Source organism: Microbacterium sp. BR1 (assembly GCF_002812725.1).
Lineage (GTDB): Bacteria > Actinomycetota > Actinomycetes > Actinomycetales > Microbacteriaceae > Microbacterium.
In genome coordinates, this window is the sequence record NZ_NMUN01000004.1 from 597692 (window position 1) to 624263 (window position 26572).

The 26572-nt window shown below is 66.7% G+C and carries 27 protein-coding genes; 13 read left to right on the top strand and 14 right to left on the bottom strand.

Features of this window, described 5'->3' with window-relative positions; all coding sequences use genetic code 11:
* Positions 1-45 precede the first annotated feature (45 nt).
* Complete coding sequence (locus CGU35_RS07020; protein WP_100811336.1) at positions 46-435, bottom strand: heavy metal-responsive transcriptional regulator; 390 nt, start codon at positions 433-435, stop codon at positions 46-48.
* Positions 436-587: 152 nt separating this feature from the next.
* On the opposite strand from CGU35_RS07020, the gene merA reads away from it, so the two are divergent.
* Entirely contained in the window at positions 588-1910 is a 1323-nt protein-coding gene (merA, locus tag CGU35_RS07025) for a mercury(II) reductase (RefSeq protein ID WP_236021854.1), read from the top strand.
* A gap of 222 nt (positions 1911-2132) precedes the next feature.
* Here merA and CGU35_RS07030 read toward each other — a convergent pair whose 3' ends face one another.
* The 4 genes from CGU35_RS07030 to cmtR form a co-directional block, all read right to left on the bottom strand.
* A complete protein-coding gene (locus CGU35_RS07030) occupies positions 2133-2735 on the bottom strand; it encodes a cadmium resistance transporter (RefSeq protein WP_100810821.1) in 603 nt (200 codons plus the stop codon).
* Between the two features lie 76 nt (positions 2736-2811).
* On the bottom strand, positions 2812-3387 hold the full coding sequence (locus tag CGU35_RS07035; RefSeq protein ID WP_100810822.1) for a signal peptidase II: 576 nt from the start codon (positions 3385-3387) through the stop codon (positions 2812-2814).
* A complete protein-coding gene (locus CGU35_RS07040) occupies positions 3384-5288 on the bottom strand; it encodes a heavy metal translocating P-type ATPase (protein ID WP_100810823.1) in 1905 nt (634 codons plus the stop codon). Before CGU35_RS07040 ends, CGU35_RS07035 begins: the two co-directional genes overlap by 4 nt.
* The gene (gene cmtR, locus CGU35_RS07045; protein WP_026926287.1) at positions 5285-5644 is read right to left on the bottom strand and encodes a Cd(II)/Pb(II)-sensing metalloregulatory transcriptional regulator CmtR; all 360 of its coding nucleotides are present in this window, start codon (positions 5642-5644) and stop codon (positions 5285-5287) included. The genes CGU35_RS07040 and cmtR overlap by 4 nt, the downstream gene beginning before the upstream one ends.
* Before the next feature lie 111 nt (positions 5645-5755).
* On the opposite strand from cmtR, the gene CGU35_RS07050 reads away from it, so the two are divergent.
* Positions 5756-6091 (top strand): hypothetical protein, encoded by a 336-nt coding sequence (locus CGU35_RS07050; protein ID WP_146048015.1) that lies wholly within the window; start codon positions 5756-5758, stop codon positions 6089-6091.
* Between the two features lie 7 nt (positions 6092-6098).
* Here the strand turns inward: CGU35_RS07050 and CGU35_RS07055 are convergent, their stop codons facing one another.
* A complete protein-coding gene (locus CGU35_RS07055) occupies positions 6099-7223 on the bottom strand; it encodes a DNA cytosine methyltransferase (RefSeq protein WP_229745258.1) in 1125 nt (374 codons plus the stop codon).
* Between the two features lie 234 nt (positions 7224-7457).
* Between CGU35_RS07055 and mobF the strand changes: the two genes are divergently transcribed.
* From mobF to CGU35_RS07095, 7 genes are all read left to right on the top strand, one after another.
* Positions 7458-11069 carry a MobF family relaxase gene (gene mobF / locus CGU35_RS07060; protein WP_232711233.1) on the top strand — a complete coding sequence of 1204 codons (3612 nt, stop codon included), beginning with the start codon at positions 7458-7460 and terminating at the stop codon, positions 11067-11069.
* Positions 11070-11227: 158 nt separating this feature from the next.
* A complete protein-coding gene (locus CGU35_RS07065; RefSeq protein WP_232711178.1) occupies positions 11228-12079 on the top strand; it encodes a TIGR02391 family protein in 852 nt (283 codons plus the stop codon).
* Positions 12076-13806: a KAP family P-loop NTPase fold protein gene (locus CGU35_RS07070; protein WP_064862408.1), complete on the top strand. Its 1731-nt coding sequence runs from the start codon at positions 12076-12078 to the stop codon at positions 13804-13806. The genes CGU35_RS07065 and CGU35_RS07070 overlap by 4 nt, the downstream gene beginning before the upstream one ends.
* A gap of 412 nt (positions 13807-14218) precedes the next feature.
* Positions 14219-14641 carry a hypothetical protein gene (locus CGU35_RS07080; protein WP_146048014.1) on the top strand — a complete coding sequence of 141 codons (423 nt, stop codon included), beginning with the start codon at positions 14219-14221 and terminating at the stop codon, positions 14639-14641.
* Entirely contained in the window at positions 14638-15912 is a 1275-nt protein-coding gene (locus tag CGU35_RS07085) for a hypothetical protein (protein WP_064862410.1), read from the top strand. The genes CGU35_RS07080 and CGU35_RS07085 overlap by 4 nt, the downstream gene beginning before the upstream one ends.
* Entirely contained in the window at positions 15909-16667 is a 759-nt protein-coding gene (locus tag CGU35_RS07090) for a TatD family hydrolase (RefSeq protein ID WP_064862411.1), read from the top strand. Before CGU35_RS07085 ends, CGU35_RS07090 begins: the two co-directional genes overlap by 4 nt.
* Before the next feature lie 290 nt (positions 16668-16957).
* Positions 16958-17320 (top strand): hypothetical protein, encoded by a 363-nt coding sequence (locus CGU35_RS07095; protein WP_064862412.1) that lies wholly within the window; start codon positions 16958-16960, stop codon positions 17318-17320.
* A gap of 36 nt (positions 17321-17356) precedes the next feature.
* Here CGU35_RS07095 and CGU35_RS07100 read toward each other — a convergent pair whose 3' ends face one another.
* Both CGU35_RS07100 and CGU35_RS07105 read right to left on the bottom strand, forming a co-directional pair.
* Positions 17357-18340 (bottom strand): DNA-processing protein DprA, encoded by a 984-nt coding sequence (locus CGU35_RS07100; RefSeq protein ID WP_082933605.1) that lies wholly within the window; start codon positions 18338-18340, stop codon positions 17357-17359.
* Positions 18341-18416: 76 nt separating this feature from the next.
* Positions 18417-18746 (bottom strand): hypothetical protein, encoded by a 330-nt coding sequence (locus CGU35_RS07105; RefSeq protein ID WP_232212129.1) that lies wholly within the window; start codon positions 18744-18746, stop codon positions 18417-18419.
* 134 nt (positions 18747-18880) lie between these two features.
* Between CGU35_RS07105 and CGU35_RS07110 the strand changes: the two genes are divergently transcribed.
* Genes CGU35_RS07110 through CGU35_RS07120 form a run of 3 tightly spaced genes read left to right on the top strand, consistent with a single transcriptional unit; the run spans position 18881 to position 20054 of the window.
* Positions 18881-19231 (top strand): metallopeptidase family protein, encoded by a 351-nt coding sequence (locus tag CGU35_RS07110; protein WP_100810828.1) that lies wholly within the window; start codon positions 18881-18883, stop codon positions 19229-19231.
* On the top strand, positions 19222-19527 hold the full coding sequence (gene clpS, locus CGU35_RS07115; RefSeq protein WP_232711234.1) for an ATP-dependent Clp protease adapter ClpS: 306 nt from the start codon (positions 19222-19224) through the stop codon (positions 19525-19527). The genes CGU35_RS07110 and clpS overlap by 10 nt, the downstream gene beginning before the upstream one ends.
* Positions 19524-20054 carry a DUF2017 family protein gene (locus tag CGU35_RS07120; protein WP_100810830.1) on the top strand — a complete coding sequence of 177 codons (531 nt, stop codon included), beginning with the start codon at positions 19524-19526 and terminating at the stop codon, positions 20052-20054. The genes clpS and CGU35_RS07120 overlap by 4 nt, the downstream gene beginning before the upstream one ends.
* Before the next feature lie 59 nt (positions 20055-20113).
* Here the strand turns inward: CGU35_RS07120 and CGU35_RS07125 are convergent, their stop codons facing one another.
* Genes CGU35_RS07125 through dinB form a run of 3 tightly spaced genes read right to left on the bottom strand, consistent with a single transcriptional unit; the run spans position 20114 to position 22323 of the window.
* The gene (locus tag CGU35_RS07125) at positions 20114-20716 is read right to left on the bottom strand and encodes a hypothetical protein (protein WP_100810831.1); all 603 of its coding nucleotides are present in this window, start codon (positions 20714-20716) and stop codon (positions 20114-20116) included.
* Complete coding sequence (locus tag CGU35_RS07130; protein ID WP_100810832.1) at positions 20691-21011, bottom strand: hypothetical protein; 321 nt, start codon at positions 21009-21011, stop codon at positions 20691-20693. The genes CGU35_RS07125 and CGU35_RS07130 overlap by 26 nt, the downstream gene beginning before the upstream one ends.
* A gap of 52 nt (positions 21012-21063) precedes the next feature.
* A complete protein-coding gene (gene dinB, locus CGU35_RS07135) occupies positions 21064-22323 on the bottom strand; it encodes a DNA polymerase IV (RefSeq protein WP_100810833.1) in 1260 nt (419 codons plus the stop codon).
* Between the two features lie 130 nt (positions 22324-22453).
* On the opposite strand from dinB, the gene CGU35_RS07140 reads away from it, so the two are divergent.
* The gene (locus tag CGU35_RS07140; protein WP_157813912.1) at positions 22454-23059 is read left to right on the top strand and encodes a DUF2202 domain-containing protein; all 606 of its coding nucleotides are present in this window, start codon (positions 22454-22456) and stop codon (positions 23057-23059) included.
* Between the two features lie 3 nt (positions 23060-23062).
* On the opposite strand, the gene gatB is transcribed toward CGU35_RS07140, so the two are convergent.
* The 3 genes from gatB to gatC are packed head-to-tail and all read right to left on the bottom strand — an operon-like array spanning position 23063 to position 26384.
* The gene (gene gatB / locus CGU35_RS07145; protein WP_100810835.1) at positions 23063-24565 is read right to left on the bottom strand and encodes an Asp-tRNA(Asn)/Glu-tRNA(Gln) amidotransferase subunit GatB; all 1503 of its coding nucleotides are present in this window, start codon (positions 24563-24565) and stop codon (positions 23063-23065) included.
* On the bottom strand, positions 24565-26088 hold the full coding sequence (gatA, locus tag CGU35_RS07150; protein ID WP_100810836.1) for an Asp-tRNA(Asn)/Glu-tRNA(Gln) amidotransferase subunit GatA: 1524 nt from the start codon (positions 26086-26088) through the stop codon (positions 24565-24567). Before gatA ends, gatB begins: the two co-directional genes overlap by 1 nt.
* Positions 26085-26384, bottom strand: coding sequence for an Asp-tRNA(Asn)/Glu-tRNA(Gln) amidotransferase subunit GatC (gene gatC / locus CGU35_RS07155; RefSeq protein ID WP_100810837.1), 300 nt, complete (start codon positions 26382-26384; stop codon positions 26085-26087). The genes gatA and gatC overlap by 4 nt, the downstream gene beginning before the upstream one ends.
* Between the last annotated feature and the right edge of the window lie 188 nt (positions 26385-26572).

The window sequence follows — 26572 nt, forward strand, 5'->3', positions numbered from 1 at the left end:
AAGACAACGGTTCCCTCCGGGCAGCAAGACCCTTCAGCCGATTGGTCAGAGGTACCGGCAGATCGACTCGGGTGTGCAGGCCTCCGGCGACGTCTGTGCTGCGTTCGCGCGGAGCTCGGCGACGCTGGTACGGAGCAGGCGGAGATGCTCAAGCTGCTCGTCGATCTCGACCAGTCGCCGGTCGAGGAGGTCTCGAACATGACCGCACGGCGACCCGCCCGCGTCACGTACTTCGAGGATCTCGGCGGTTTGCGCGAGGGTGACCCCTGCTGCGCGGGCCCGGTCGATGAACTCGAGCCGCTGCACCGCCTCGTCGCCGTAGTTGCGGTACCCGGCCGGGGTACGCTCCGGAGGTTGGAGCAGCCCGCGCTCCTCGTAATACCGCAGCGTGGACGCCCTCGTCTTCGCCTTCCCCGCGAGTTCTCCGATCCGCATCGTCACCTCCGCCACCGACTTGACCTTCAAGCATACTTTAAGGTCCATTCTTTCAGGAGTGGCCGCATGAGTGGCCGGTTCGAACTTGAGGAGGCATCGTGACACAGCACACAGAGGTTGATCTCGTGGTGATCGGGACGGGCGGGGCGGCGATGTCCGCAGCGATCCACGCGCGCCTCGAGGGGGCCAGCGTGGTCGCCATCGAATCGGGAACCCTCGGCGGTACCTGCGTGAACGTGGGTTGTGTGCCGTCCAAGACGCTTCTCGCGGCCGCGCACACCCGGCACTCCGCCCTCACGAACCCGTTCTCAGGCGCCCCCAGCTCTGCTGGGATGGTCGATCTCAGCGCGCTCATCGAGCAGAAGGATGATCTGGTTGGGATGCTCCGCCAGACCAAGTACGCCGACATCGCCGCTGCCTACGGGTTTGACATCCTCCCGGGCACTGCAACGTTCACAGACGCGGGAACCCTGCTCGTGGATGGACGACCGGTGCGCGCGAAGTCGTATCTCGTCGCCACCGGCGCCGAGCCGCACGTGCCGGCAATCCCTGGGCTTGAGCAGGTTGATTACCTCACGTCGACCACAGCGATGGAACTGACGGAACTGCCCGCGTCGCTCGTGGTGATCGGCGGTGGCTTCGTCGGCCTGGAACAGGCGCAGCTGTTCGCCCGGCTCGGAGTAGAGGTCACCGTCATCGGTCGGCTCGCCCCGCACGCCGAACCGGAACTGTCATCCGAGCTCCGCAAGGCCTTCCTGGCCGAGGGGATCAGCGTCATCGGCGACCGCGCAGCCACGATCACCCAGCACGAGGGCCTGGTCCAGGTGACGACCCGCAACGGGAAGGACGCGACCGGTGAACGTGTCCTCGTTGCCACCGGTCGCACCCCGCGCACCGAAGGGCTCAACCTTCCTGCTGCGGGTATCGCGACCGACGAGCGCGGCTTCGTCATCGTAGACGAGCAGCAGCGGACCACGAACCCGGCTGTGTTCGCCGCCGGTGACGTCACTGACGTGCCCCAGTACGTGTACGTCGCCGCGAGGACTGGGAAGATCGCCGCGCACAACGCCCTGGGTCACGACGAGCGAGTCGACTACACCGGGTTGCCGTCTGTGCTGTTCACCTCACCCCAACTGGCCTCCGCCGGGATCACCGAAGCCAGCGCCATCGCCGCCGGATACCGGTGCGCCTGCCGATTCCTACGACTTTCCGACGTGCCCAGGGCCATCGCCAACCACGACACACGCGGCGGCATCAAGGTCGTCGCCGACGCCGACACCGGCAAAGTCCTCGGTATCCACGCCCTCGCCGACACCGCTGGGGAGATGATGCTCGCCGCAACCTACGCCATCACCGCCGGATTCACCGTCACCCAACTCGCCGACACCTGGGCCCCCTACCTCACCATGGCCGAAGGCATCCGCCTCACCGCGAACCTCTTCCGCAACGAACTCCCCACCTCCTGCTGCGCCTGACACAAGAGCCGGGCCCAGCGATGTGGTGATCCAAGTGATATCCGCGACGCCTTCAACACCGGCACCGACCGCGTGATCGACGCCTACGCGGTCAGCGTGGGCTCAGTTGAGGCAGCGGCGCCGAGCACGTCGTCTGGGCCGCTCACACGCGGAGCGCACCGGGACACTCAGCCGCCAGGTAGCAACCACAGCACGCTGCCATCTACGCAGTCGGCTACGAGTTCAGAGGCCGAAGGCACCACCACTGACGAGGATGAAGATGCCCAGGCCGATGAGCACGATCGGGAACAGGATGTGTTCCCAGCGTTCCAGGAGTTCGGCGATCGGTCGGCGGGTGGCGACGAACTTGCCCAGGCCGACGAGGGCGGCGACCAGGGCGAGGAACACGATGCAGTACGCCACCACGGCCGCTGGGCCCACGCTGAGGAAGACCGGGACGTAGACGCCGATGTTGTCCCCGCCGTTGGCGAAGGTCACCCCGGCCACCGTCCACACCCCAACCTTCTTGCCCTCGACCTTTGCCTCATCGTCATCGTCGGCACCGCGGTTGCGCCAGGCTTGCCACGCAGCCCAAAGTCCCAACCCCAGCGGAATGAGTCCGAAGTAGGGGATGACCTCCGGCGGCAGGAACGCTCCCGCCCCGAGCGTCACCAGCACGGAAGCGCCCAGGATGCCAGCGAACCCGAGGTACTGTCCGACCAGGATTCGGGCGGTGGTCCCGCGCCGGCCCGCGCCTCGGGCGAAGAACAAGGAGAGCACGATGATGTCATCGATGTTCGTGGCGATGAATAGGCCGATCGCCTGCAGGACGGAGGACAGGATCATGCGCCCACCGCCGCGTTACAGCCGCCTGGCGGCCCAGCGGTTCCGGCAGCCGCGTGCCGTTGATACTCTGCGACCATCATTGTCCGTTCCTGGTGTGGTTTGGGCCTCGGAGGTAAAGCAGTACGCCCAGGGCGACGCCGAAACCGAGGATGACGTCGGCAAGGTTGCCGATGAACAGGTTGCCGTAGGCGAGGAAGTCGGTGACATGACCGCGGCCGAATCCGGGAGGGGCGAACAGCCGGTCCAGGAGGTTGCCGACTGCGCCGCCCCACACCAGGCCGATCGCGACCGCCCACCCGGCCGATGGAGCGCGCGCGGCGGCGATGAGCAGGGCGATGGACGCCGCGGTCGCGATGACGGTGAGCAGCCACGTTGAATCGGACCCTAAGGACATGACGGTGCCGGGGTTGAACGCGAGCTGTAAGCCGAGCCAGTCTCCCAAGAGCGGGATTGCGGTCATCCTCGCTGAGCTGAGCTGAGCGAGGGCGAGTGCCTTGCTGCCTTGGTCGATCAGCACCGCGCCGGCGGCGACGGCGCACGCGAGCAGGAACCAGCGGAGCCGGACGCGCGCCGCCGCCGGGCCGGCAGAACTCGCTTCCACGGCATCCGCTTTTCCCGGGGAGGGAGCGGAGCCGTCAAGGGGATCGGTCATGCCTTCGTGCGCCGCGCCGCGCGGAGCCCGTTGAGGATGACGACGACTTCAGCGACCTCGTGTACAAGCACGACCGCGGCGAGCCCGAGGACTCCGGTGATCGCGAGCGGCAGCAGCGCCACGATGATCGCGATCGACAACACGACGTTCTGGTTGATGATGTTGCGGCCGCGGCGGGCGTGGGCGAGGGCCTGTGGGATGAGGCGCAGGTCGTGGCCGGTGAACGCGACGTCGGCCGACTCGATCGCAGCATCGGCGCCCTTGGCTCCCATAGCGATCCCCACATCCGCGGCCGCCAGCGCGGGAGCGTCGTTGATGCCGTCCCCGATCATGGCAGTGGGCTGAGACTTCGACAACTTCGCGACGGCGGTGGCCTTGTCCTCGGGGCGCAGCTCGGCGCGCACGTCCCTGATGCCGGCCTGGTCGGCCAGCGCTGCGGCGGTGCGGGCGTTGTCGCCGGTGAGCATCGTCACCCCGATCCCGCGGCGGTTCAGCGTGGCGATGACCTCGGGAACCTCTGGGCGCAGTTCGTCACGCACCCCGATCGCCCCGGCCGGCTGGTCGCCTCGGTGCACGATGACGACGGTCATCCCCTCGGACTCCATCGCCCGCACCTGGTCGGCCAGTGATCCGGCATCCAGCCAGCGGGGGCTACCGACGGCGAGACGGGCACTACCGAGCGTGCCGGTGATGCCGCGCCCGGCGGTCTCGGTGACGTCGTGCGCGGTCGGGGCGTCGGGGACGGCCTTCGTGATCGCGGCGGCCAGCGGGTGCGTGCTGTGACCTTCCAGGCTCGCCGCCCACGCCAGCACCTCATTCTCGGTCGCGCCGGTGGTGACGACGCGGGTCACCGTGGGCTCGTTGCGGGTCAGCGTGCCGGTCTTGTCGACGGCGAGGTGGCGGATGCCGCCGAACCGCTCGAACGCGGCCCCGGACTTCACGACCACACCGAACTTCGACGCCGCGCCGATCGCGGAAACAACGGTGACCGGGACGGCGATCGCCAGCGCGCACGGCGAGGCTGCGACCAGCACCACCAGAGCGCGGGTGATCCACAGCTCAGGGTCGCCGCTCAACAGCGACCCAAGCACGCCGACCAGCACGGCGAGGATCATCACGCCGGGCACCAGCGGGCGGGCGATCCGGTCGGCCAGGCGGGCACGGTCGCCCTTCTCGGCCTGCGCCTGCTCGACCAGCTCCACGATGGTGGTGAGCGAGTTGTCGGTGCCGGCGGCGGTGGCCTCGACCTCGAGCACGCCGGTGGTGTTGATTGACCCGGCCGAGACGTCGGTGCCCGGTTCGACCTCGACCGGGATCGATTCACCCGTGATCGCGGACGTGTCCAGGCTGCTTCGCCCGGCCCGCACGGTGCCGTCGGTGGCGATCCGTTCGCCCGGCCGGACCACCAGGACATCCCCGACGCGCAGCTCCTTCGCCTCGACCTCGGCGGTGGCGTCGCCGCGCTTGACGAGTGCGGTGTCGGGCACGAGCTTCAACAGCGCCCGCAACCCTGCGCGGGCGCGGTCCATCGCCTTGTCCTCCAGCGCCTCCGCAATGGAGTACAGGAATGCCAGCGCGGCGGCCTCCTCGACGTAGCCGAGGATCACCGCGCCGGTCGCGCTGATCGTCATCAGCAGCCCGATGCCGAACTTGCCCTTGGTGAACAGCTTGCGCAGCGCGCCCGGCACGAACGTGTAAGCGCCCAGCAGCAGGCCGATCCAGAACAGCACCAGGCCCGCGGTCTCCGCGCCGGTCCACTCGCACACCAGGCCGGCGGCGAACGCGACGCCGGAGGCGATCGGGATCAGAACGCTCGGGCTCCGATACCACGGCCGGTCATCGTCATCATCGTGGTCGTCGAGGTCGACGTGCTCGACCTGCGAACCTGTGACCGCGCTCACGCCCGCACCTCCCCCGCCTGGCAACCCTCGACCCCGCAGTCCGGGTCCATGCACGGCACGCTCTCGTCGACCGCAAGCGTGACATCCACCAGCGCCGTCAGCGCGCGGGCCAGGTGCGGGTCTGCCACCTCGTAGCGGGTCTGTCGGCCCTCGGGCTCGGCCACCACGATCCCGCACCCGCGCAGGCATGTCAGATGGTTCGACACGTTCGAGCGCGACAACCCCAGCTCGCGGGACAGCACCGCCGGGTAGCTCGGCCCGGCCAGCAGGGTCAGCAGAATGCGGGAGCGGGTCGGGTCGGCCATAGCTCGGCCGAGCCGGTTCATCACGTCGAGTCGATCGGAAATAGTCAGCATACGATGACTATACACTGTACGATGTATATTCGGCGCCAGGTGTCCTCACGAGCGGCGAGTCAGTTGACAGCTCCCTACCAGCGAGCGTGGCGAAGTGCTCGAAGATCCGTCGTGGAGAATATGTCCCGTTCCTCGGTGCCGGCGTCCCGCTCGATTAAGGTCGACGACTACTTGGCCGCCGCATGCCTGCTGCCGAACCTTCAGTTGCTGGGTGGGGCCGCCAACATCGAGAAGCAGGATGGACTGCCTGCGGAGTGGATGGACACCGCCTTCCCGAGCGAGAACAAGCGAGCTACGTACCTTGCCGAGGACGACCTCGACGGCCTTCCGCTCGACTTGGCCGACTTCACCTCGTTCTTCGAGCAGCGCAAGCAGCGAGTCCGGGTCCGCCTGCTCGCCGCTCTGGGAACGACACCGGGAGCACCGGAGGACGCCGCTCTCGCGTAGCCCATGTTCACGCGGCGAGCAGTGACAGCGCGGACACAGCCTGGAGGGGTAGCACTCCGTTGCCGAGGGCGGTGATCTGTTGATTCTGCGTCAGGTCGCCGCTATCGGTGACCCATCCAGTCGGCAGGCCCATGAGCCATTCGACGAATGCCGGTGCTGGGCGGGGGCCGTCGGCGTCGTTCAGGAGGGCTGGCGCTTGCGCGGGTCGCCCGGTGATGTGTTCCCAACGAGTGATGGCGTCGGCGTAGCGTCCCCATCGCTGAACAGTCCGTCGATCAGCGACCACAGCGTCTCCGATTCGGCTCTCCTGTTCGATGAGCCACCCGGTCCGTGGAGGGCGAAGTCGATGATCTGGTGCGACAGCGCAATCGTCCCTCGTCTCGCTCGCACCTGGTCGAGAGTCTCTCCACCGCGCGATGAGTCCGTCGCCAGCGGGGTGCGGAACAGTGCGCCGGGCGAGGGCGAAGATGCGGAAGCGTTGGTGAGGAGCGCCGACAAGGGAAGCCGGTAAGCCGATCCATCCTGCATCCAGCCGCAAGTCGGCCAGATCGCCGAGAACGGCGCCGAGAGCCCGAAGAGGTCGAGTTGCGTAGTCTCCCAGATGCCACGGGTCGGGTTCCACGTTGCGAAGGGTTGCGCCGTCGGGGGATGCATCGCCTGGGTTGCGTCGGTCATGGTTATCTCCTTCTGCGGATGGCCGCGTCGCGGGTGAGGACAGCAGCCCGCGGACGTTCTCGATGACGACCCATTCGGGCTGGAGCGCGTCGATGGCTACGGCCATGTGCGCCCAGAGACCCGAGCGCGTACCCGGAGCAAGGCCGGCGCGCTTGCCTACCGTGGAAACGTCTTGGCACGGGAATCCGCCGATGAGGATGTCCACGGGCTCGACCTGACTCCAGTCGATGGCCGTGATGTCGCCAAGATTCGGAGCTTCGGGCCAGTGGTGCGAGAAGACGCGGGCGACGGGCGCGTTGAGTTCGGAGAACCACACGGTCGTGGCGTTGAATACGTGCTCGACGGCGAGGTCGAGGCCGCCGTAGCCGCTGAACAGCGACCCGATCCTGAGTCGTGGTTCGCCGCTGATGTCGAGGTCGTGCATAAAGTCTGCTCCGGTGAAGGTCGTCCCCGGCATCCGTGCCTCGTTGAGCACTGATGCCGAGCTGGCCAACTGTCAGGTGCACAACTCCGGCACGCCCGCAGCTCGTCGAGCCACGCGAGCGACACCGCCCGACGCCCCCATCTCCGGCCTTCGCTCTGACCGCCATCCGAGGTCACACGCGTCTTGCAGATCGAGGTAGCCGGGCATTACCGCGGCAGAGGTCACCGGGTGAGGGTGCTCACCTGCCCGGCAGGAGCGGAGGTGAGCATGACGGTTTCGATGCGCGTGATGTCGGCAGGTGACGGCTATAAGTACCTGCTCAAGACCGTCGCGGCAGCCGACGGCAACAGGCCGCTCTCGACGCCACTCACTCGCTACTACATGGAAGTAGGCACCCCGCCCGGCCGCTGGGTCGGCGCGGGCGTAGCGGCCCTCGGCAAGGGCGAGATTCAGTTGGGCGACCGAGTATCAGAACACCAACTCCAGCTACTGATGGGGACTGGCCATGATCCGATCACCGACCAGCCGCTCGGTCGTTCCTTCCCGACCTACAGGAGCCAGGCGGAGCGGATCGAGGCGCGCATCGCCGACCTCGAACCGACGATGACGCCTGGCGCCAAGGGCGAGGCCGTCGCGCAGATCGTTGCCGAGGAGACTGCCCGGAGCACACGACGCGCGGTAGCTGGCTTCGACTTCACCTTCTCGATCCCGAAGTCCGCGTCAGTGTTGTGGGCGGTCGCAGACGCCGGGGTCCAAGCGCTGATCGCGGAGGCGCATCATCGAGCGGTTGCGGAGGTGGCTGCGTTCATGGAACGCGAGGTTGCAGCCACCCGCACGGGCGCAACCGCCGGTGACGGCGCGGTTGCACAGGTCGATGTCACCGGGCTCATCGCAACCGCCTTCGATCACTTCGACTCCCGCGCCGGCGACCCCCACCTCCACACGCACGTCGTCATCAGCAACAAGGCCAAGACCGTCCTCGATGGGAAATGGCGATCGCTCGACGGCAGACCGATGCACGCCGCCGTCGTCGCGCTCTCCGAACTGCACGAAGCTGCGTTCGCCGACCACATGACGCGCACCTTCGGCGTCTCGTGGGAGGCCCGCGAGATGGGGCGGGACCGGAACCCAGCGTGGGCTATCACCGGCGTGCCGGAGGAACTGGTCGCGGAGTTCTCCACCCGCGCTCGCCACATCGACGCCGAGAAGAACCGGCTCATCGCCGAGTACGTTGCCCAGCACGGACACCAACCATCGAACGCGACGATCCTCAAACTGCGAGCCCAGGCCACGCTGGCTACGAGGCCTGAGAAGCAGGTCCGATCCTTGGCTGACCTGACCGCTGAGTGGCGGGATCGCGCGTCCAAGACCCTCGATCGGGACGCGACGACGTGGGCACGCGAGATGACCGACAACGACAAACCGCTCCTGCTGCGCGCCGACGACGTGCCGCTCGACGTGATCGGCGAGATTGGGCGTTCAGTCGTCGAGGTGGTCGGCGAGAAGCGCTCGACCTGGCGACGGTGGAATCTCATGGCCGAGGCATCCCGGCAGACAATGGGTTGGCGATTCGCCACCATGCAGGATCGGGAAGCCATCGTCGCGATGGTCACCGACGCCGCCGAGCTCGTCTCGCTTCGGTTGACCCCGCCCGAACTCGCGGCCTCGCCGGTCGTGTTCCGTCGGCCTGACGGCACCTCAGTGTTCCGTCCGAAGAGCTCTACCGTGTTCACCTCCGAGTCCCAGCTTGCTGCCGAGGACAGACTCCTCGAACGAGCTGCCAACCTGGCCGGGCCGACGGTGCCGCTTGCCACGGTCGAGAAGATCACCGCCAGACCCGACGCGGACGGCCTGATGCTCGGCGACGACCAAGCCGACGCCTTGGCCCGCATCGCGGTGTCGGGACGGGTGCTCGACGTGCTTGTCGGTCCCGCCGGGGCGGGCAAGACCACCGCCATGAATGCGCTCCGTCGCGCTTGGGAAGCCGAGCACGGCCCCGGCTCGGTCGTCGGCCTGGCCCCGTCAGCGGTTGCCGCCCAGGTCCTCGCCGACGATCTCGGGATCGAGACTGAGAACACGGCGAAGTGGTGGCAGAACCACCTCCTCCACGGCACCACCTTCGAGGCGGGTCAGCTCGTCGTCATCGACGAAGCCTCCCTCGCCGGCACCCTGTCACTGGACCGCATCACCCACCTCGCCCAGGAAGCGGGCGCGAAGGTGCTGCTGGTCGGCGACTACGCCCAACTGCAATCCGTGGACGCCGGCGGCGCTTTCGCAATGATCGCCAGAGACCGGGCCGACACCCCCGAACTGGTCGACGTCCACCGCTTCACCCATACCTGGGAGAAGACCGCCTCACTCGAGCTACGTCACGGACGCACGGCGGCTATCGACACCTACCTCGCCCACGAGCGCATCACCGACGGCGACTCCGAGGCCATGACCGACGCCGCCTACAACGCCTGGCGCGCCGACCGCGACGCCGGACTCGTCTCGGTGCTGATCGCCGAAACCCACGAAGACGTGACCACGCTGAACCGTCGCGCCCGCGCCGACCTGATCCTCAACAAGACGCTGAACCCCGACCGCGAAGTCGAGCTGCGCGACGGCACCGCCGCAGGCGTCGGCGACACCATCATCACGCGACTCAACAAGCGCGAACTGCGCACCCTGGCCGGGCGGGACTGGGTGCGCAACGGCGACATCTGGACCATCACCGCCGTCGGCGACGACGGGACCATCACCATCGCACGCGACTACGGAACCGGCACCGTTGTTCGCGACGACGGCACCAGCAGGGCTCGGAAGCGAAGGAGCAGGTTCGGCGGCAGCATCGTCCTCCCAGCCTCGTACGTGGCCGAGCATGTCGATCTCGGCTACGCAGTCACCGCCTACCGAGCGCAAGGCATCACGACCGACACCGCACACGTGTTGGTCGAACCGACCTCGACGAGAGAGACCTTCTACGTCGCGATGACCCGAGGACGGCACTCGAACCACGCCTACGTGACTCTCGACCGCGCAGACGACCATGCCCAGCCGCACCCTGGCGACGACCCGCATGCCACCGCGCGAAGCGTGCTCTACGGCGTTCTCCAGCACAGCGGAGCCGAACTCTCGGCGCACGAGACCATCGTCGCCGAACAGGAACAGTGGGGCTCGATCGCCCAGCTCGCCGCCGAGTACGAGACCATCGCCGCCGCAGCCCAACACGACCGCTGGGCAACCCTCATCCGCTGCTCCGGACTCACCGACGAACAGGCCGAGAACGCCATCGAGTCCGAAGCGTTCGGCCCGCTCACGGCCGAACTCCGACGCGCCGAGGCCAACCATCACAACGTCGACGTACTGCTGCCACGCCTCGTCGCAGCGCGCGGGTTCGACGACGCCGACGACATCGCCGCCGTACTCCACTACCGGGTCGAACGGGCGACCGCCCGGCCCGCAGGCTCGGGCAGGACTCGCAAGCCACCGCGACTCATCGCCGGCCTCATCCCACAGGCGCACGGAGTCATCGACCCCGAGATGTACGCGGCGCTCGACGAGCGAGAGGAGCTGATCGAGGCGCGCGCCGATGCCGCGCTCGAAGCTGCGCTCGCCGAGAACGCGCCGTGGACGGACGCTCTTGGAGCGCAGCCGAACGACCGGCGACGAGCCGCCACCTGGCGCAAGGCCGCCCGCGCGGTCGCCGCCTACCGAGACCGCTACCGCATCACCGACGACGCACCTCTCGGTGCTCCGCCCGAGTCAGCCGCCCAGAAGATCGACGCCGCGCGAGCGCGATCCGCCTACGAAGGAATGCGCAGACAAGTTGGGGGCGTGGAGAGCATGATCGCCTCCGCCACTTCAGTGCAGCGCGATGCACCTAGGAGTCTCTGACCTCGCCATCGAGACCCGACCGTCGAAGGTCGACGAGCTTGCTCGGTGTCGGTGCGTCGCCTCCGCCGACCTGGAGGAGCGTGGGACCATTGAGGCGTCATGACAACTACTCACTAGGCGCAGCACTCTGGTCGGTCGCCTGAGAACAGGGACGCTCGGTGACGACCACCACTCAGAGACCCAAGAAGATACCGCCGTTCCCCACGGAGATGGTCAAGGGCGTGTGTGATGTGCTCGCGCAGACGGACTTTCCTGGCCTCACAGGTTCAGAGATCGACTCCCTTCTTCGCATGGTTCGAGTCGATCAGCGGGAGACTGGCGCGAACAAGCGCGAGAGTCTGTACGTCACTCTGCACAATGTTCAGGCCCGACAGCAGGCAGGCAACGTTGTCGGTGCCTTCATCGCCAGGGCCATGAGTCCAGGCAGGTACGTGACTCAGCCGAACCGGTTCAACGATCTGCGCGATCGGCTCAATGAGTTCCTCGTGTTCTATGGCTATTCGATCAACGAGACCGGCAAGCTCGTGACGGGGAAGAAGGCATCCACAATCGAGGAAGGGGCAGCGCTCGCGGGGCGTCTTCAGACCGAGCTGAAGCGTCGCGGCTGTCACTCCGAACTGCTCCGCTATTGCGATGAGGAACTTGTCAATCGCTCGCTGTTCCACGCGATGTCTGAGGCGTCGAAGAGCATCCCGGCCAGGGTCCGGGCGATAACAGGGCTCGCCGGCGACGGCGCAACGCTCTACGACGGGGTGTTCGGCACCAATCGCGAACGACCCATCTGGTCGATCAATGGTCACGGATCGGAATCCGAGATCAGTGCGCACCGAGGATTTAAGAACCTGCTGGTAGGCATCCACGGGCACTTTCGAAACCCGCGAGCGCACTCCAACAGAATCCTGATTGACGAAGAGCTCGCTGACTTCTACGACGCCTTCTCCTTCTTCTCCTATGTCCATCGTCAACTCGACGCCGTGAAGCGGCTGACCAGCGAGGAGCCAACGCCATGACTGACTCCGCGACACTGCGGCTCTGGGACGACAACCCTAGCCTCGACGACTTCCTCGGATTTGACGCTGTCGTCGACCCAATCGTGAAGGCGATCGGTACGGCCAACGTCGATCCGCTCGCGATCGGCGTTCACAGCCCCTGGGGCGGCGGCAAGTCCACGGTGCTCAATCTTCTAGAGAGTCGCTTGGAAGCCGCGGGGCGGTACGTCGTCATACGAACGGACCCTTGGCAGTACGACAACCACGATGACGTACGCGGCTCACTGATTGCCGAAGTGCTCGACCAACTTGGGGCCGCATTCCAAGCGGATAGCACCGTGAAGGATCGCGTCGCGGACCTCCTGAAGCGCATCAGCTGGACCCGCGTTGGGCTCGCCCTTGGCAAGGGCGCCCTCACCATGCAGTGGAAACCGGACGAGTTGATTGACGCGTTCACCCCGAAGGCACGCTCGGATGACAAGTCCATGAGCGGATTCAAGGACTCCTTCGGCAAGCTCATAGGCGGGCTACCAGACGTTGATCGAGTAGTCGTGATGGTTGACGATCTGGACCGTTGCCTGCCTCCTGCCGTCATGGCAACACTCGAAGGAATCAAGCTGTTCCTCGCTGTGCCCAAGATGGTGTTCGTCGTGGCTGCCGACCAAGAGATGGTCCGGGACTCCATCGCGGTCAGCCTCGGCGAGACCAACCGCAGCGGGGCTTTTGCCACCCGCTATCTAGAGAAGATCGTTCAACTTCCAGTGACCCTACCGAGGTTGGCAACAGCCGACGCCGAGGCATACATCGGCCTGCTGCTCACTCAAACCGAGGGAGCAACCCCAGACGAGATCGAAGCACTCGCAAACCACTGTTCCAGTCGCCGTCAACTGGGTCTATCGCCGCTGCTGGGAGACCTTGGCAAGCTAAGCCCGAAGCCGAGCGAGGAGAGCCTGAGCTTGGCTGCCCAGTTGGCCGAAGGGCTGTCCGCCGACCGATTGGCCAACCCTCGTCAGATCAAGCGCTTCCTCAACGCCTTCGGGGTGCGGTCGATGGTGGCTCACTCCCGGAAGGTCTCCATCGCTCCCGCAGTTCTCATGAAGATGTTGCTACTGGAGGACCTCCACCGATCCTCCTTCGAGACGTTGGCCGCAACTCCGAGACCTGAGAGGACTGCGCTACTTACCGCATGGGAAGGGTGGGCGCACGGTGAAGACGGTGTGACCCGCCCAGACAAAATCGGCGAAGACACCCACCACTGGGCGGCGAGCGAACCATCGCTCGCGGAGCTTGACCTAAGCCTCTACCTGGACCTCGCCGCATCGCTCCTAAACGTCCGCGCTGGCGAGGACACAAGTGACACAGTGATCCGTCTCGTCACGGACCTCCTTGGCACGGGTACCGCAGCTCGCGAAGCAGCACTCGTCGAGCTGACTGCGCTCGGTGAAGCCGAACAGCGAGCAGCGATGGAGCTGAGCCTCAGGCAAGGCCGACGACTCGACGACCTCGACGTCTTGTTCGAGATGACAATCCAGTGGGCCGACAAGACACCCAGCCTCGTCGAACTCGTCATCGAGGCCGCCGGCGAACTACTCCGTCGGCTGACCACGGGAACGGTAGTCAACATGAACGGCGCCACACTGAAAGCTCAGTACCAGCCGATCCTCCAACGACTTGCCACCGAAGACGGCATAGACGACATGGTGGCACAAGCGGCCAAGATGGAGATAGAGAGCACCAATGGGCACTAACGGAGCGTTTGGCGGGAGTGGCGCCGCCGCTTGGGATCAGGTACGTGACGAATGGACCTCATTGGGGGGCCAGTCCACTGATGCACCGAGTAATGACGCCCCGGGAATCGATGGCGACCCGGCTTACGACGCACTCCTCTCTGCAATCGCTGGAGCTCTGATTGGCGAGGACCCCGATGCGCGCCGTCCCTCTGTCCCGTCGTTCGCACTGTCGGATACCCTGCCGCGTCGCGGTGGTGGCCGAGGAGGCGGCGGGGGCTCGTCAGGCGGCGGGGGTGCTTCAGGAGGTGGCGGCTCATCGGGTGGTGGGCGCCGGGTCACGGCACAGGCAGCTCGGGGCGGCAGCGCTATCGGTGCCGCAACGGCGTACCGAGATCGCGACTCCGCAACGCTCGCTGGCTACGGACTGACGTTGGAGGAGTTGGACGCGCTGTCACCGCGAATGCGGTGCGCGCGGATTCTCGATGTCGCGATCGGGCAGGCCGGGCACCCAGATGAGCAAGCGATGCGCCAGGCGTCTCTGGAACAGATCAAAGTCCTGCTCGCAAGCGGCCCCGAGTCCAGCAATCTCTCAGGGCTTGAGGCGATCCGCAACTTCATAGGTGAACTGACCGTCCGACTCGGTTTGATAGAACTACGAGACCAGATACTCGCTAACTCCGTTACGGCAAAGCAGGCGCACCAGCGCGAAACAGGACTTCGACAGTGGGTCAAAGCCAAGGTCAACAAGCTCGACCTCGGCAGCTACGGCACCGTCACGACGCGAGACTTCCACCAAGTCGCACGCCAGATGAGCGCCGACGTGCTGCGACTCCTGAAAGGCGAGCGATCGTGACAGCATCCGGGGCCTATGTCGTTAGGGCTCAAGGCGACAAGAAGTCACGGCTCCAGGGATACGACACCCTCAAGTGGCCAACCGCGCCCGGCCACACGAAGTCCGTCGTGTCAGACCTCGCTTGGAACCTCGCACCTCTGCAAGACGTTGCCCCCGCAGTGGCGGACCTTGTCCACATCGCCGCCGGCGCATACATGGCCGATCGCAGCACCAGGCGCGGAGCCCGCTTCAGCCGAGACATCGCGCTCCACGTTACGGTCGTGGCCCCAGAACTGTGGACCGAGGAGCTCCTCGACACGACCTCGGAGCTTCTAGGCTGGCTTACCGGCGACACCTGGAACCTAACCGTGGCCGGAGGAGCCGAGGTCGACTTCGAGGAGACCCTGAAGGTCGGCGAGAACGGCTCGGTTGCGCTCTTGAGCGGCGGGCTGGACTCGTTCCTCGGTGCGATCCAACTGCTGATGTCGGGCGCCGAGACGATCTTCGTTGGGCACAAGGACAGCGCCACGTCGATCCGCGGTGCGCAGTCCACTGTCGGAACCTGGCTGGGCCAGTCTTTCGCTCCTGCACCGTCCTACACGCGAGTCCAACTCGCACAAGCAATCAGGCGCCGTGAGCCGAGCAGTCGCAGCAGGGCCTTCATGTTTCTGAGCCTGGGCGTCGCTGTCGCGAGCAGCCTTGGTTCACGGAGCTTGATTATCCCCGAGAACGGCTACACAGGAATCAATCTGCCACTGAGACCCAATCGAGGCGGCGCCTTGTCAACCCGCTCCACCCATCCCGAGACGTTCAGGCGCGTCGCAGAGATTCTGACCGCACTGAACATCGACGTCACCGTCACGAACCCGTTCGAATGGATGACGAAGGGCGAAATGATGCAGAGCATCCGTGGCCTCCGCCCACCGTCCGGCTGGCAGGAGACTGCAGCCGCCACGCTCTCGTGTAGCAAGCTCGGCGGCAACTGGTTCGGAGGATCGCCCAATCTCAACTGCGGTCTCTGTGTGCCTTGCATGGTGCGCCGCGCAACGTTCATCAAGGCCGAGGTTCCGGACAAGACTCAGTACCTCTGTCACGCGATATCCGGAACCCACCTCGCCGAACTCATTGACGCCCGACGGGGCGATATCGAGGCCGTCCGATATGCAATCGAGGCTGGAGCGGACGCGGACGCAATCGACTCCGGAACCTGGCCACCCGACTACGATCTCGATCGCGTTGAGGGCCTTGTTCAGCGGGGACTGGATGAGCTCGCGATGTTGGAGCTCCCATGAGCAATCGCCAAGACCGACTCCCGACTCTGGACTGCCATGCCCACGTCGCACCAGACGTGACTCACAGCCAACTCGCCACTCTCGGTCACTCTCACGTCTTCGCGGTTACCCGCAGTCTCTCCGAGGCACGACTTGTCATGAACCGCGACGACCGCGGTCTTACCTGGGGTATCGGCGTCCACCCAGCGGTCGCGACTGCGCGTGCGGAGTACAACCCAGAAGTGTTTCGTCAGCTCCTTCCTCGGTTTGCGCTTGTGGGAGAGGTCGGTCTGGACCGTCGCGGCGCTCGCGACGAGCAAGAGCAAATACTCAGTGACGTCCTCGACGCCTGCGACGGCAAGCCAGTCATGATCTCCATCCACTCCACCGGGCGCACACGCGAAGTCCTCGACCTGGTGAAGCAACGCGCCCATCCCGGCGTCATTCTCCACTGGTTTCTTGGTACGTCTAGCGAGTTGACTGAGGCAATGAGACTTGGGACCTACTTCTCGGTGAACAGCGCGATGAGTGACGCTCTGCTAACGGCTATGCCTCGTGACCGAGTGCTGCCCGAGACCGACTTCCCGGCACGGCAGGTACGTGCGCGGACACCCGGTGAGACGACCGCATTGGAGAAACGCCTTGCTACCCTGTGGCGGGCTTCGAACCAGGAAACTCGCCATCAGCTTTGGACGAATCTGAAGCGCCTCGCTGTCGTGACCGGCGCTATCGACGTAGTGTCCGAGTCGCTAGCCGACACCCTTCTGACCGTCTGAGGCGAGGGCCTACCGGGGCTCCACTACCGCAGGGTCGGAGTCGTGACAGCGCCCTCCGCGCGCTCCCGGCGCTCAACGAAGCCGCCACCTCTCAGCACGCCGCAGGGGCTGAAGGCTTCCCACATGCGGGTCGCGCCCGGGCCCTTCGGAGCCTTCCAAATGTCGACACCTCGGCGTACCCTGGAAGGCGAGGCGGATTTCTCCTTACCTTTGGGCCGCTCGCGGCAGACCTTCGGGTCACTCTCCACGCACCGTCTCGACAATGACTCGCGTGTTGAGAGGAGCCCATCATGATCCGCCTACTGTGGACGGCCAGCGCCGAGGTTCGCTACTTCCTGCGCCGCTACATGCCGAGCAATGTCCTGCTCGACCTGATCCGCACCCGGAAGGGACTGAAGTGGGGCGTGCCAGCGATGCTTCTTGCCGGCCCCTACCTGGCCGTCGCCTTCTGGTGCACCACGCTCATCGAGAGTGGCGGCCCGGGGTGGCTCCACCTCGTAGTCCTGCTCTGCATCTGGAACGCTCTCAAGATGCTGGCCATCGGCCCTGTGAGCGTCGTTCTCCTCACGAAAGCTCGCGCCCGTGCGTACCGCGCGCAGCGGCAGGAACGCTCCGATATGACACTGCGCGAACTCACTCGAAGCCCTCGCTGAGTTCAAGTGCCAGGCGGCCTGTGCCGACCCGGCGCGCTACAGCGTGCGCGTCGGAGCAGGCGAAGGTGGGCGGACCTGCTCCATGTCGAGTCGCTCTCGTGACACCTGGCCTGGTCCAACCAGACTCGCGAGGTCCGAAGTATCCGCCACCAGGGACGCTATGCCATCGCGCAGCAAACGATGCGGCCCAACGCTCGCGGCACTCGTGACCGGGCCAGGGACGGCTCCGACACGTCGGCCGAGTTCGGCGGCTCGCTGGGCAACCACAAGTGAACCTGACCGACCGCCTGCCTCGACGATGACCGTCGCAGAGGACAGCGCAGCCATCAGCCGGGCGCGGGCGATGACCCGGTGCCGAGACGGAACGGCGCCGGGCGGAACCTCGCTTGCAAGAAGACCGACATCAGCGACGCGATCAAGCAGGTCGCGATGGCCGACGGGGTACGGACGATCGACTCCGTTGGCGAGGATGGCGATCGTGTCGCCACCCGCCGCGAGGGCTGCCAGATGTGACGCGCCTTCGATCCCGTAGGCGCCTCCCGCAACGACAACTCGTTCGTCTGCGGCAACGGAACTGGCGAGTTCCCGAGCTACGTAGTCGCCGTAGGACGTGCATGCCCGAGCGCCGGCGATCGTGACGAAATCGCTCATCGGACGGGAGAGGAAGGATGACGCGCCGCGAGTCCACAGCAGGTAGGGCGCAACTTCACCAAGATCGTCGACGGCGGTAGGCCAGTCGCTATCGCCTGGGACGAGTGCTCGAACTCCCGATTGCTGCACCTGGTCGATACGCGCGGCGAGTTCCTTCGCGTCTGGCACGCTGAGGTGGTCGCGCCAGACCTGCGCGTCCACAGGGCTCAGCCCGACTACTGCACCGTCGTGTTCAGCGAGCCAAAGCGTTTCAACTGCGCCGAGCCGGGCCAAGATGCGTCCTGTCACCGGGTCATTGGGCTCGACGAGCATCGACAGCACCATCCTCGCAGTGCGCTCATCGCTCGCGACATCACTCAAGCTGGCCATCATCGGTTCCTCTCGGCGCTCGTTACCGACGAGGTGCGCAGAGCGCTACCGACGGATCAGCAACTCGGAACCGCAGCTAGGAGTCATCGCTCGCTTCGTCCACGATGAGTCCGGCCTCGACCAGCGCCGCACGTACGGCCTTACGATCCACGCCCATCCGGCGACCGATCGCGCGCATCGAGACGCCCGCTCGGGCGAGTCGCACCGCCTCCGCCTTCTCGTCGATCCCCAGCCCCGGGCGGCGGCTAGGCACGTTGCGGCGACGCAGGTGCGCGAACACCGTGGCGCGATGGATGCCATACCTCTCGGCGAGTGCCTTGACGCTCATCCCTGCCAGGTAGTCGCCGACGAGCGCGTCCACCTCAGCGGCGGTGAGGAAAGTTTGAGCCGTCTCGACAGTCCTCACAACGGGGCCACGATCGTCCTTCGGAGCGGTATCCTGGGGGCGTCGAGAGACCTCGTAGACCCCACGGTCTAGGCGGTTGACCAGGGTCTTTGTCTTGGGGGCGGAGTTGCCGAACGTACTACTCAGGCACCCCAATGATTGATCTGAATGCCGAGGCGTTCGAGGCGCTGGTCGTCTCAGAACTCGATGCGCTCCCCGACGAGATGGTCGAGGGGCTCGACAATGTCGTCTTCGTGGTGGAGGACCGCCCCGAGGACGGCACTCTCGATCTGCTCGGACTGTACGACGGCACGTCACTCACCGAGCGGGACCGCTACGGGATCGGCGAGTTGCCCGATCGCATCATCGTCTATCGCGAGCCCCACCTCGCGGCCTGCGAGAACGAAGACGAGCTTCGCGACGAGGTGCATACGACCCTCGTGCATGAGATCGCCCACTTCTACGGCATCGATGATGAGCGTCTGCACGAATTGGGCTGGGCATGATGTCGACCGCCCTCCCCGACATCGACCGAGACGTGCGGCAAGAGCAGAACCCCCAGCATCCGGCCGTCTGGCAGACCGTCGTCTGGAACGACCCGGTCAACCTGATGAGCTACGTCGTGCACGTGTTCCGGACCTACTTCGGCTTTTCGGTCGATCGCGCTACCGCACTCATGATGGATGTCCACGAACGTGGACACGCGATCGTGGCCGAGGGCCCACGCGAGCAGATGGAGTTGCACGCGCAGGCGATGCACGACTACGGCCTGTGGGCCACCGTTCGGAGGGTTCCCCAATGACCGACAATGCGCTCATTCTGACGATCTCGCGCCTCGAGGCTCAGCAACTCGCCGACCTCGTCGCCCAGTTCTCGGAGTTGCTCGAGCCCCACGCCGTCGCGGATGCCGAGGCGTCCGACGCGGCCGATGATCCGGCGCTCGCCCGCCTGGCGCCTAACCCCTACCCCGACGACGAAGAGGCCGCTGCCGAGTTCCACGACGCGACGCGCCACGATCTGCTCGAGCGCCGCCAGCACGACGCCCTTCGGGTGCTGGCCGACCTGGCGCCGTCGTTCGCCTCCGGCGACCCGCACGCGCTCCATCCGACCATCGCCCCGCAGGACGACACGATCGATCTCGCGATCGAGGGTGACGCCGGGTGGGCCTGGATGCGTACTCTCACCGCCATTCGGCTCGTGATCGCCACACGACTCGGCGTAGTGGGCGACGACGACGACCACGATCCGAACGATGACCGCTTCGCCGTGTACGACTGGATCGGCTTCCGCCTGGACGGGATCGTCCGCGCTCTCGAGACCGCCGACTGACGGACCGCGGAGTGCTCGTTACGGGATGACCGCCCGCCATGCTCTCGCGGAGCGGTCGCTCAGGGCATCGAGACGATGAGCGTCGCCCGCCCCTCGGGATCGTCCGCGAGGATGTGCGCACGCTCCTGAGCCGCCCACCGGTCCCAGTGGGGTCGGTAGGTATCACCGTCGCGTTGCAGTGCGCGTCGCTTGCGGGCCTCGACAGGGGCGTCGACCCAGACGGCGATATCGCACAGACGCCGTGTCTGGGCGGTGATGATGCCCGAGCCCTCGACGATGAGCGGGAGCGATGGATCGACCGCGTGCGCCTCGGCCGGCGCATCCATCTCCCAGTCATGGCGACGCCACACACCCATCAGCCCTCGGGCGTGGGGCACGAGGATGTCCTGGCGTGCGATCTCGACCCCGGACCCGAGGCCGTCCCACCCGGGATAGATGGAATCGAGCGCCACCAGTTGCACTCGACCCGCGGATGGCCACTGCCGCACGAGTGCCGCCGCCAAGCGCGACTTCCCTGCACCGCTCTGACCATCGATGAGCACGACGGGGTTGAGGGCGTCGAGGCCGCGCACGTCGCGCACGATGCGCGCGACCGCGGCTTCGGACGCCGCGACGAGAGGGTCGTCCGGCGTCTGCCTACTTCTTGAGGGCGCGGATGACACGGCTGAGCGCCCGGCCGGCGACCCACAAGAAGGGGATACCGACGCCGAGCAGCGCGATGATGTTCGGCTCGAAACGCAGGTCGTCACCCCGGCGGATGTACGCGCCGAAGGGCATCGAGTAGCCGCCACCGCCGCCACCCTCGTTGCCCTTCTCGTCCGACCCGCCGCCGAAGCCGTGCCACGTCGCGGCGACGGGGATGATACGCACGCCGTCGACGTCCTGCTGATCGCCGTAGGCGCTGCTGACGCCGAAGTGAACGGACTGCTTGGCGAGCTCCTGTGCAATGTTGGGCATCCCCCCACGCTAGCGCGCGATCCCGTCAGTGACGAGAGGTTTGCGGATGCGATCAGTCGTGGGACGCGGGTGGACGGGGGTGCGACGGAAGGGCCGTCGGCCGCTCCGACCGGCCGACGAAGGTGGCACGCATGACGGCGGCGCCGCCGAATCGCGCGGACGCCGCATCGAGGGTGTCTTCGAGCTTTCGACGATCTTCGTCGTCATCCCACAACGACTGCCCTCGCGCCGCTGGACGGAGGTTCTCGGCGCGCACACCGAGCAGGCGAATCGGTTGCCGTGCGTCGATCGAGGTGAAGAGATCACGCGCCTCGTCACCGATTCGCTGACCGACGTCCGTCGGTTCGGACAGTGTGCGAGACCTGCTGATCGTCGTGAAATCCGCAAAGCGGACCTTGATCGCCACGGTCGCGGCGTCCCATCCCCCCGCGCGCAGCCGCCGGGCAACGCGATCGGACAGGCGCAGGAGTTCGGAACGGAGGAATGCGGGGTCCGAGACATCCTCGTGAAAGGTCTCTTCGTGGCCGATACTCTTCTCGACCCGGGTCGTGGACACTTCGCGGGGATCGATCCCTCGAGCCAACTGTGCGAGCCGCTCGCCCGAAGCAGCGCCCACGATCCGATCGAGGACGTCGCGCGGGGTCTCGACGATGTCGGCGATCGTGCGGATGCCTCGCGCCTCGAGCGCCTCGGCGGACTTGGGACCGACACCCCACATGGCGCGCACCGACCGCGGTCCCAGGAAGGCCGCTGTCTCTGCCGCCGGGACGATCAGCATGCCATCGGGCTTGCTGATGGTCGACGCCATCTTCGCGACGTGCTTGGTCGCGGCGACCCCGACGCTGCAGGTCAGGCCCGTCTGTTCCTTGACGCGCTGGCGCAGCATCCGGGCGATCTCGCCGGGGCTCCCCCAGAGTCGTCGGGCGCCGCGGACGTCGAGGAACGCCTCGTCGATCGACAGCGGCTCCACGAGCGGTGTGACGTCGTGGAAGATCCGCATGACATCCGCCGAGAGCGCGAGGTAGCGGTCGAAATGCGGCGGGACGACGATCGCGCGGGGGCACAGGCGCAGCGCCTGTGAAACGGGCATCGCGGATCGGACACCGAAACGGCGTGCCTCGTACGAAGCGCTCGAGACGACCGACCGCCCCTCGGGCGCGCCGATGATGATGGGCTTGCCGCGCAGCGCGGGATTGTCGAGCACCTCGACTGCTGCATAGAACGCGTCCATATCGACATGCAGGATTCCCGTGCCCGAGTCGTCGGCGTCGTCGGCGGAGACGATCCGCCCGCTCCCGTCGCCGCGTCCCATGCTCCCATTCTCGCCTGGGGCACCGACACTCGCTCGCCTGCTTGGCGTTCTCACCGTTTCCATAGGCCCTGAAGAGACAACCATCACGCGCCGTACATACCCTCGGGGGTATTGCAACGGAGGTAATGAGATGAACACCGGACCCACCCGAACGCGGTCGCTGACGACACTCGCCCTGTCGTTCGTCGCCCTGTCCACCCTCGTCCTGGCGGGCTGCTCAGCAGACGACACCGCGGCAGAAGGGACGGTCGCAGCGACCCAGGAGCGCGTCGAGTGTGCCGCGCAGGACACCGCGCCCAGCGAACCGACAGATCCGGCCGCGTCGGCCGAATCACGGCTGCCGTACCTGATCGAAGAAGAGAAGCTCGCACACGACGTGTACACCGCGCTCGGCGAGATGTGGGACGTCAGGGTCTTCTCCAACATCGCCGCATCCGAGACCACTCACGAGGGTGCGGTCGCCGAAATCCTCCCCGCATACGATCTCGCGGACCCTCGTACCGACGAGCTCGCAGTCTTCACCGACGCATCGCTCCAGGCGATGTACGACGACCTGATCGCCCTCGGATCGCGGTCGCTGGCGGACGCGATCCAGGTGGGCATCACGATCGAGAAGACCGACATCGCCGACCTCTCCGCCACGATCCCCGGAGCGCCCGCTGACATCGCCGCCCTGCTGAAACGGCTGCTCACCGCCTCCGAGAACCACCTGGCCGCCTTCGAGCGGCAGGCATGATCGCTACAGCTGGGCGGCGCGCTCCAGGACCAGTTCGCGCACGCGGGCCGCGTCGGCCTGACCGCGCATGGCCTTCATGACCGCGCCGATCACCGCACCGGCCGCCTGAACCTTGCCGTCGCGAATCTTCTCCAGAACATCGGGCTGCGCCTTCAGCGCCTCGTCGATGGCGGCGATCAGGGCGCCGTCGTCCGAGACGACGGCCAGGCCACGCGCGTCCACGACCTCTTGCGGGCCCCCCTCCCCCGCGATGACGCCCTCGAGCACCTGGCGCGCAAGTTTGTCATTGAGGGTTCCGGCATCCACGAGAGCCTGCACGGCCGCGACATCCGCGGGTGCGATCAGATCGGATGCCTCTCGCCCGGCGACGTTCGCGAGACGCGTGATCTCGCCCGTCCACCACTTGCGTGCCGCGGTCGGCGAAGCGCCGGCCTCGATGGTCGCGGCGACCTCGGCAAGAAGACCGTTGTTGGCAACATCCTGGAACTCGAGGTCCGTGAAGCCCCACTCGGCCTTCAGCCGACGGCGCCGAGCGGGCGGAGCCTCGGGCAGCGCGGCACGCAGCTCTTCGATCAGCTCGGGCGCGGGCACCACGGGAAGCAGATCGGGCTCCGGGAAGTAGCGGTAGTCGTCGGCATCCGACTTCGGACGACCGGGCGACGTCGTGCCGGTGTCTTCGTGCCAGTGTCGCGTCTCCTGCCTGATCGTGCCGCCCGAGGCGAGGATCGCGGCCTGACGCTGGATCTCGTACCGAACGGCACGCTCGACCGAGCGCATCGAGTTGACGTTCTTCGTCTCGGTGCGCGTGCCGAGCTTCTCTTGACCGCGCGGGCGCAGCGACACGTTCGCGTCGCAGCGGAGGTTGCCGCGCTCCATCTTCGCGTCCGAGATATCGAGCGCCAGCACGATGTCGCGGATCGTCTGCACGTACGCCTTGGCGATCTCGGGCGCGCGGTGCTCCGCCCCGTAGATCGGCTTGGTCACGATCTCGACGAGCGGGACGCCCGCGCGGTTGTAGTCGACGAGCGAATACTCGGCACCCTGGATGCGTCCGGTCGCGCCCCCGACGTGGGTGAGCTTGCCCGCATCCTCTTCCATGTGCGCGCGTTCGATCGGCACGACGACCTCGGTACCGTCCTCGAGCTCGACGGTCACGCTGCCCTCGAAGGCGATCGGCTCGTCGTACTGCGAGATCTGGTAGTTCTTGCCCAGATCGGGGTAGAAGTAGTTCTTGCGCGCGAAGCGGCTCGATGGAGCGATCTGGCAGCCGAGGGCGAGACCCAGGCTGATCGAGTAGCGGACGGCCTGCTCGTTCACGACCGGCAGCGAACCGGGCAGTCCCAGGTCGACCGGTGCCAGGTCGGTGTTCGCGGGGCGACCGAACGAGTTCGGTGCGGTCGAGAACATCTTGGTCGCGGTGTTGAGTTCGACGTGCACCTCGAAGCCCAGTACGGGCTCGAACAGTTCGAGAGCCTTGTCGAAGTCCATCAGCGGGGCCTTGGCCATCAGGAAACCCCTCCTCGGGTGGTGAGCGCGGGCGCCCGATCGAGCAACGGTCCGCCCCAGGCATCCTCGAGCAGCGCCTCGAGCGCCGCGCCGACGCGGTACAGACGCGCGTCCTCGCGGACGGGCGCGAGGAACTGGATGCCGACGGGCAGGCCGTCTTCTTCTGCCAAGCCCGACGGGATCGAGATGCCGGGCACACCGGCGAGGTTCGCCGGAATGGTCGTGACGTCGTTCAGATACATCTGCAACGGGTCGTCGACGCGTTCCCCGAGGCGGAACGCGGTCGTCGGGGCCGACGGGGTCGCGATCACGTCGACGGTGCCGAACGCCGCGTCGAAGTCGCGCTGAATCAGCGTGCGGACCTTCTGCGCCGAGCCGTAGTATGCGTCGTAGTACCCCGCCGAGAGCGCATAGGTGCCGAGAATGATGCGGCGCTTGACCTCATCGCCGAAGCCCGCCTCGCGGGTCGCGGCCATGACATCCTCGACCGTCGAGTTGGCGTGCGGGGTGACCCGCATGCCGAAGCGGACCGAGTCGAACTTGGCCAGGTTGCTGGACGCCTCGGCCGGCAGGATCAGGTAGTAGGCGGCCACACCGTACTCGAAGTGCGGGGCGCTGATCTCGACGATCTCGGCCCCGTTCGCCTCGAGCAGCGCGAGCGATGCGCGGAAGGATTCCGAGACACCTGCCTGGAATCCGCTGTCGGGCAACTCGCGGACCACGCCGACGCGCAAACCCTTGAGAACGTCACCGCGGGCGCCGCTGCGAGCGGCCTCGGCGAACGACGGCCAGACATCCGTCAGCGAGGTGGAGTCACGGTGGTCGTGCCCACCGATGACGTCGTGGAGCAGGCCCGCGTCGAGCACCGAGCGCGTGACGGGACCGACCTGGTCGAGGCTCGAGGCGAGGGCGATCGCGCCATACCGGCTGACCCCGCCGTACGTCGGCTTCACGCCCACGGTGCCGGTGAGGTGTGCGGGCTGGCGGATGGAGCCGCCCGTGTCCGAGCCGAGCGCGAGAGGCGCCTCGAACGCCGCGACGGCCGCGGCGGACCCGCCACCCGAGCCGCCCGGAACGCGCTCGAGATCCCACGGGTTGTGCGTCGGCCCGTAGGCGGAGTGCTCGGTCGACGACCCCATGGCGAACTCGTCCATGTTGGTCTTGCCGAGCGGCACGAGTCCCGCGGCGCGCGACCGCGCGACGACGGTGGCATCGAAGGGTGACATGTAGCCCTCGAGGATGCGCGAGCCGCTGGTCGAGGGCATGTCCGTCGTGACGAGCACGTCCTTGATCGCGAGGGGCACACCGGCGAGGGGGCCGAGCTCCTCACCCGCCGCGCGGCGGCGGTCGATGTCGGCGGCAACGTCCAGGGCGTGATCGCTGACGTGGAGGAACGCGTGAACGTCACCGTCGACGGCGGCGATCCGATCGAGGTGTGCGCGGGTCGCGTCGACGCTCGAGACCTCGCCCTTCGCGAGGGCGTCGGCCAGCGCCGCGGCGCTCAGCCGCGTGAGATCGCTCACTGCTCCTCCCCCATGATCGCGGTCACGCGAAAACGCCCGTCTGCTGCATCCGGGGCATTCTGGAGGGCCTGCTCGAGGGTCAGCGTCTCGCTGACGACGTCGGGACGGAAGACGTTCTCGAGGGGAACGGGGTGACTCGTCGCGGGGACGTCCGGGGTGGCGACCTGCGACACCTTGGCGATGTTGTCGACGATGACGTCGAGTTCGCCCGTGAGGCGGTCCACCTCCTCGTCTGTCAGCTGGATCCGGGCGAGCACGCCCAGATGGCGCACGAGTTCGGGGGTGATTTCAGACACTGCCCCATTCTAGGCGTCGGGCCTGCCGCTCCCCTGCGCCTGCGCTAGTACCGGTGCCCTGACCCCGCATCCCCCAGCGAAACACCCATCCCGCGGCAAAAACACCCCGCGCCACAGGGTATCGCGCCGCACATGGGGTGTGTCGCCGGACCGCACCGCGCGGCCCACCCGATCGACGCACGCACCGC

Excerpts from the sequence above, each read along its gene's own strand:
- CGU35_RS07020 (WP_100811336.1), bottom strand. The coding sequence starts at position 435 with ATGCGGATCGGAGAACTCGCGGGGAAGGCGAAGACGAGGGCGTCCACG.
- merA (WP_236021854.1), top strand. The coding sequence starts at position 588 with ATGTCCGCAGCGATCCACGCGCGCCTCGAGGGGGCCAGCGTGGTCGCC.
- CGU35_RS07030 (WP_100810821.1), bottom strand. The coding sequence starts at position 2,735 with ATGATCCTGTCCTCCGTCCTGCAGGCGATCGGCCTATTCATCGCCACG.
- CGU35_RS07035 (WP_100810822.1), bottom strand. The coding sequence starts at position 3,387 with ATGACCGATCCCCTTGACGGCTCCGCTCCCTCCCCGGGAAAAGCGGAT.
- cmtR (WP_026926287.1), bottom strand. The coding sequence starts at position 5,644 with ATGCTGACTATTTCCGATCGACTCGACGTGATGAACCGGCTCGGCCGA.
- CGU35_RS07055 (WP_229745258.1), bottom strand. The coding sequence starts at position 7,223 with ATGCCGGGGACGACCTTCACCGGAGCAGACTTTATGCACGACCTCGAC.
- mobF (WP_232711233.1), top strand. The coding sequence starts at position 7,458 with ATGACGGTTTCGATGCGCGTGATGTCGGCAGGTGACGGCTATAAGTAC.
- CGU35_RS07070 (WP_064862408.1), top strand. The coding sequence starts at position 12,076 with ATGACTGACTCCGCGACACTGCGGCTCTGGGACGACAACCCTAGCCTC.
- CGU35_RS07090 (WP_064862411.1), top strand. The coding sequence starts at position 15,909 with ATGAGCAATCGCCAAGACCGACTCCCGACTCTGGACTGCCATGCCCAC.
- CGU35_RS07095 (WP_064862412.1), top strand. The coding sequence starts at position 16,958 with ATGATCCGCCTACTGTGGACGGCCAGCGCCGAGGTTCGCTACTTCCTG.
- CGU35_RS07100 (WP_082933605.1), bottom strand. The coding sequence starts at position 18,340 with ATGGCCAGCTTGAGTGATGTCGCGAGCGATGAGCGCACTGCGAGGATG.
- CGU35_RS07110 (WP_100810828.1), top strand. The coding sequence starts at position 18,881 with ATGATTGATCTGAATGCCGAGGCGTTCGAGGCGCTGGTCGTCTCAGAA.
- CGU35_RS07120 (WP_100810830.1), top strand. The coding sequence starts at position 19,524 with ATGACCGACAATGCGCTCATTCTGACGATCTCGCGCCTCGAGGCTCAG.
- CGU35_RS07130 (WP_100810832.1), bottom strand. The coding sequence starts at position 21,011 with ATGCCCAACATTGCACAGGAGCTCGCCAAGCAGTCCGTTCACTTCGGC.
- dinB (WP_100810833.1), bottom strand. The coding sequence starts at position 22,323 with ATGGGACGCGGCGACGGGAGCGGGCGGATCGTCTCCGCCGACGACGCC.
- CGU35_RS07140 (WP_157813912.1), top strand. The coding sequence starts at position 22,454 with ATGAACACCGGACCCACCCGAACGCGGTCGCTGACGACACTCGCCCTG.
- gatB (WP_100810835.1), bottom strand. The coding sequence starts at position 24,565 with ATGGCCAAGGCCCCGCTGATGGACTTCGACAAGGCTCTCGAACTGTTC.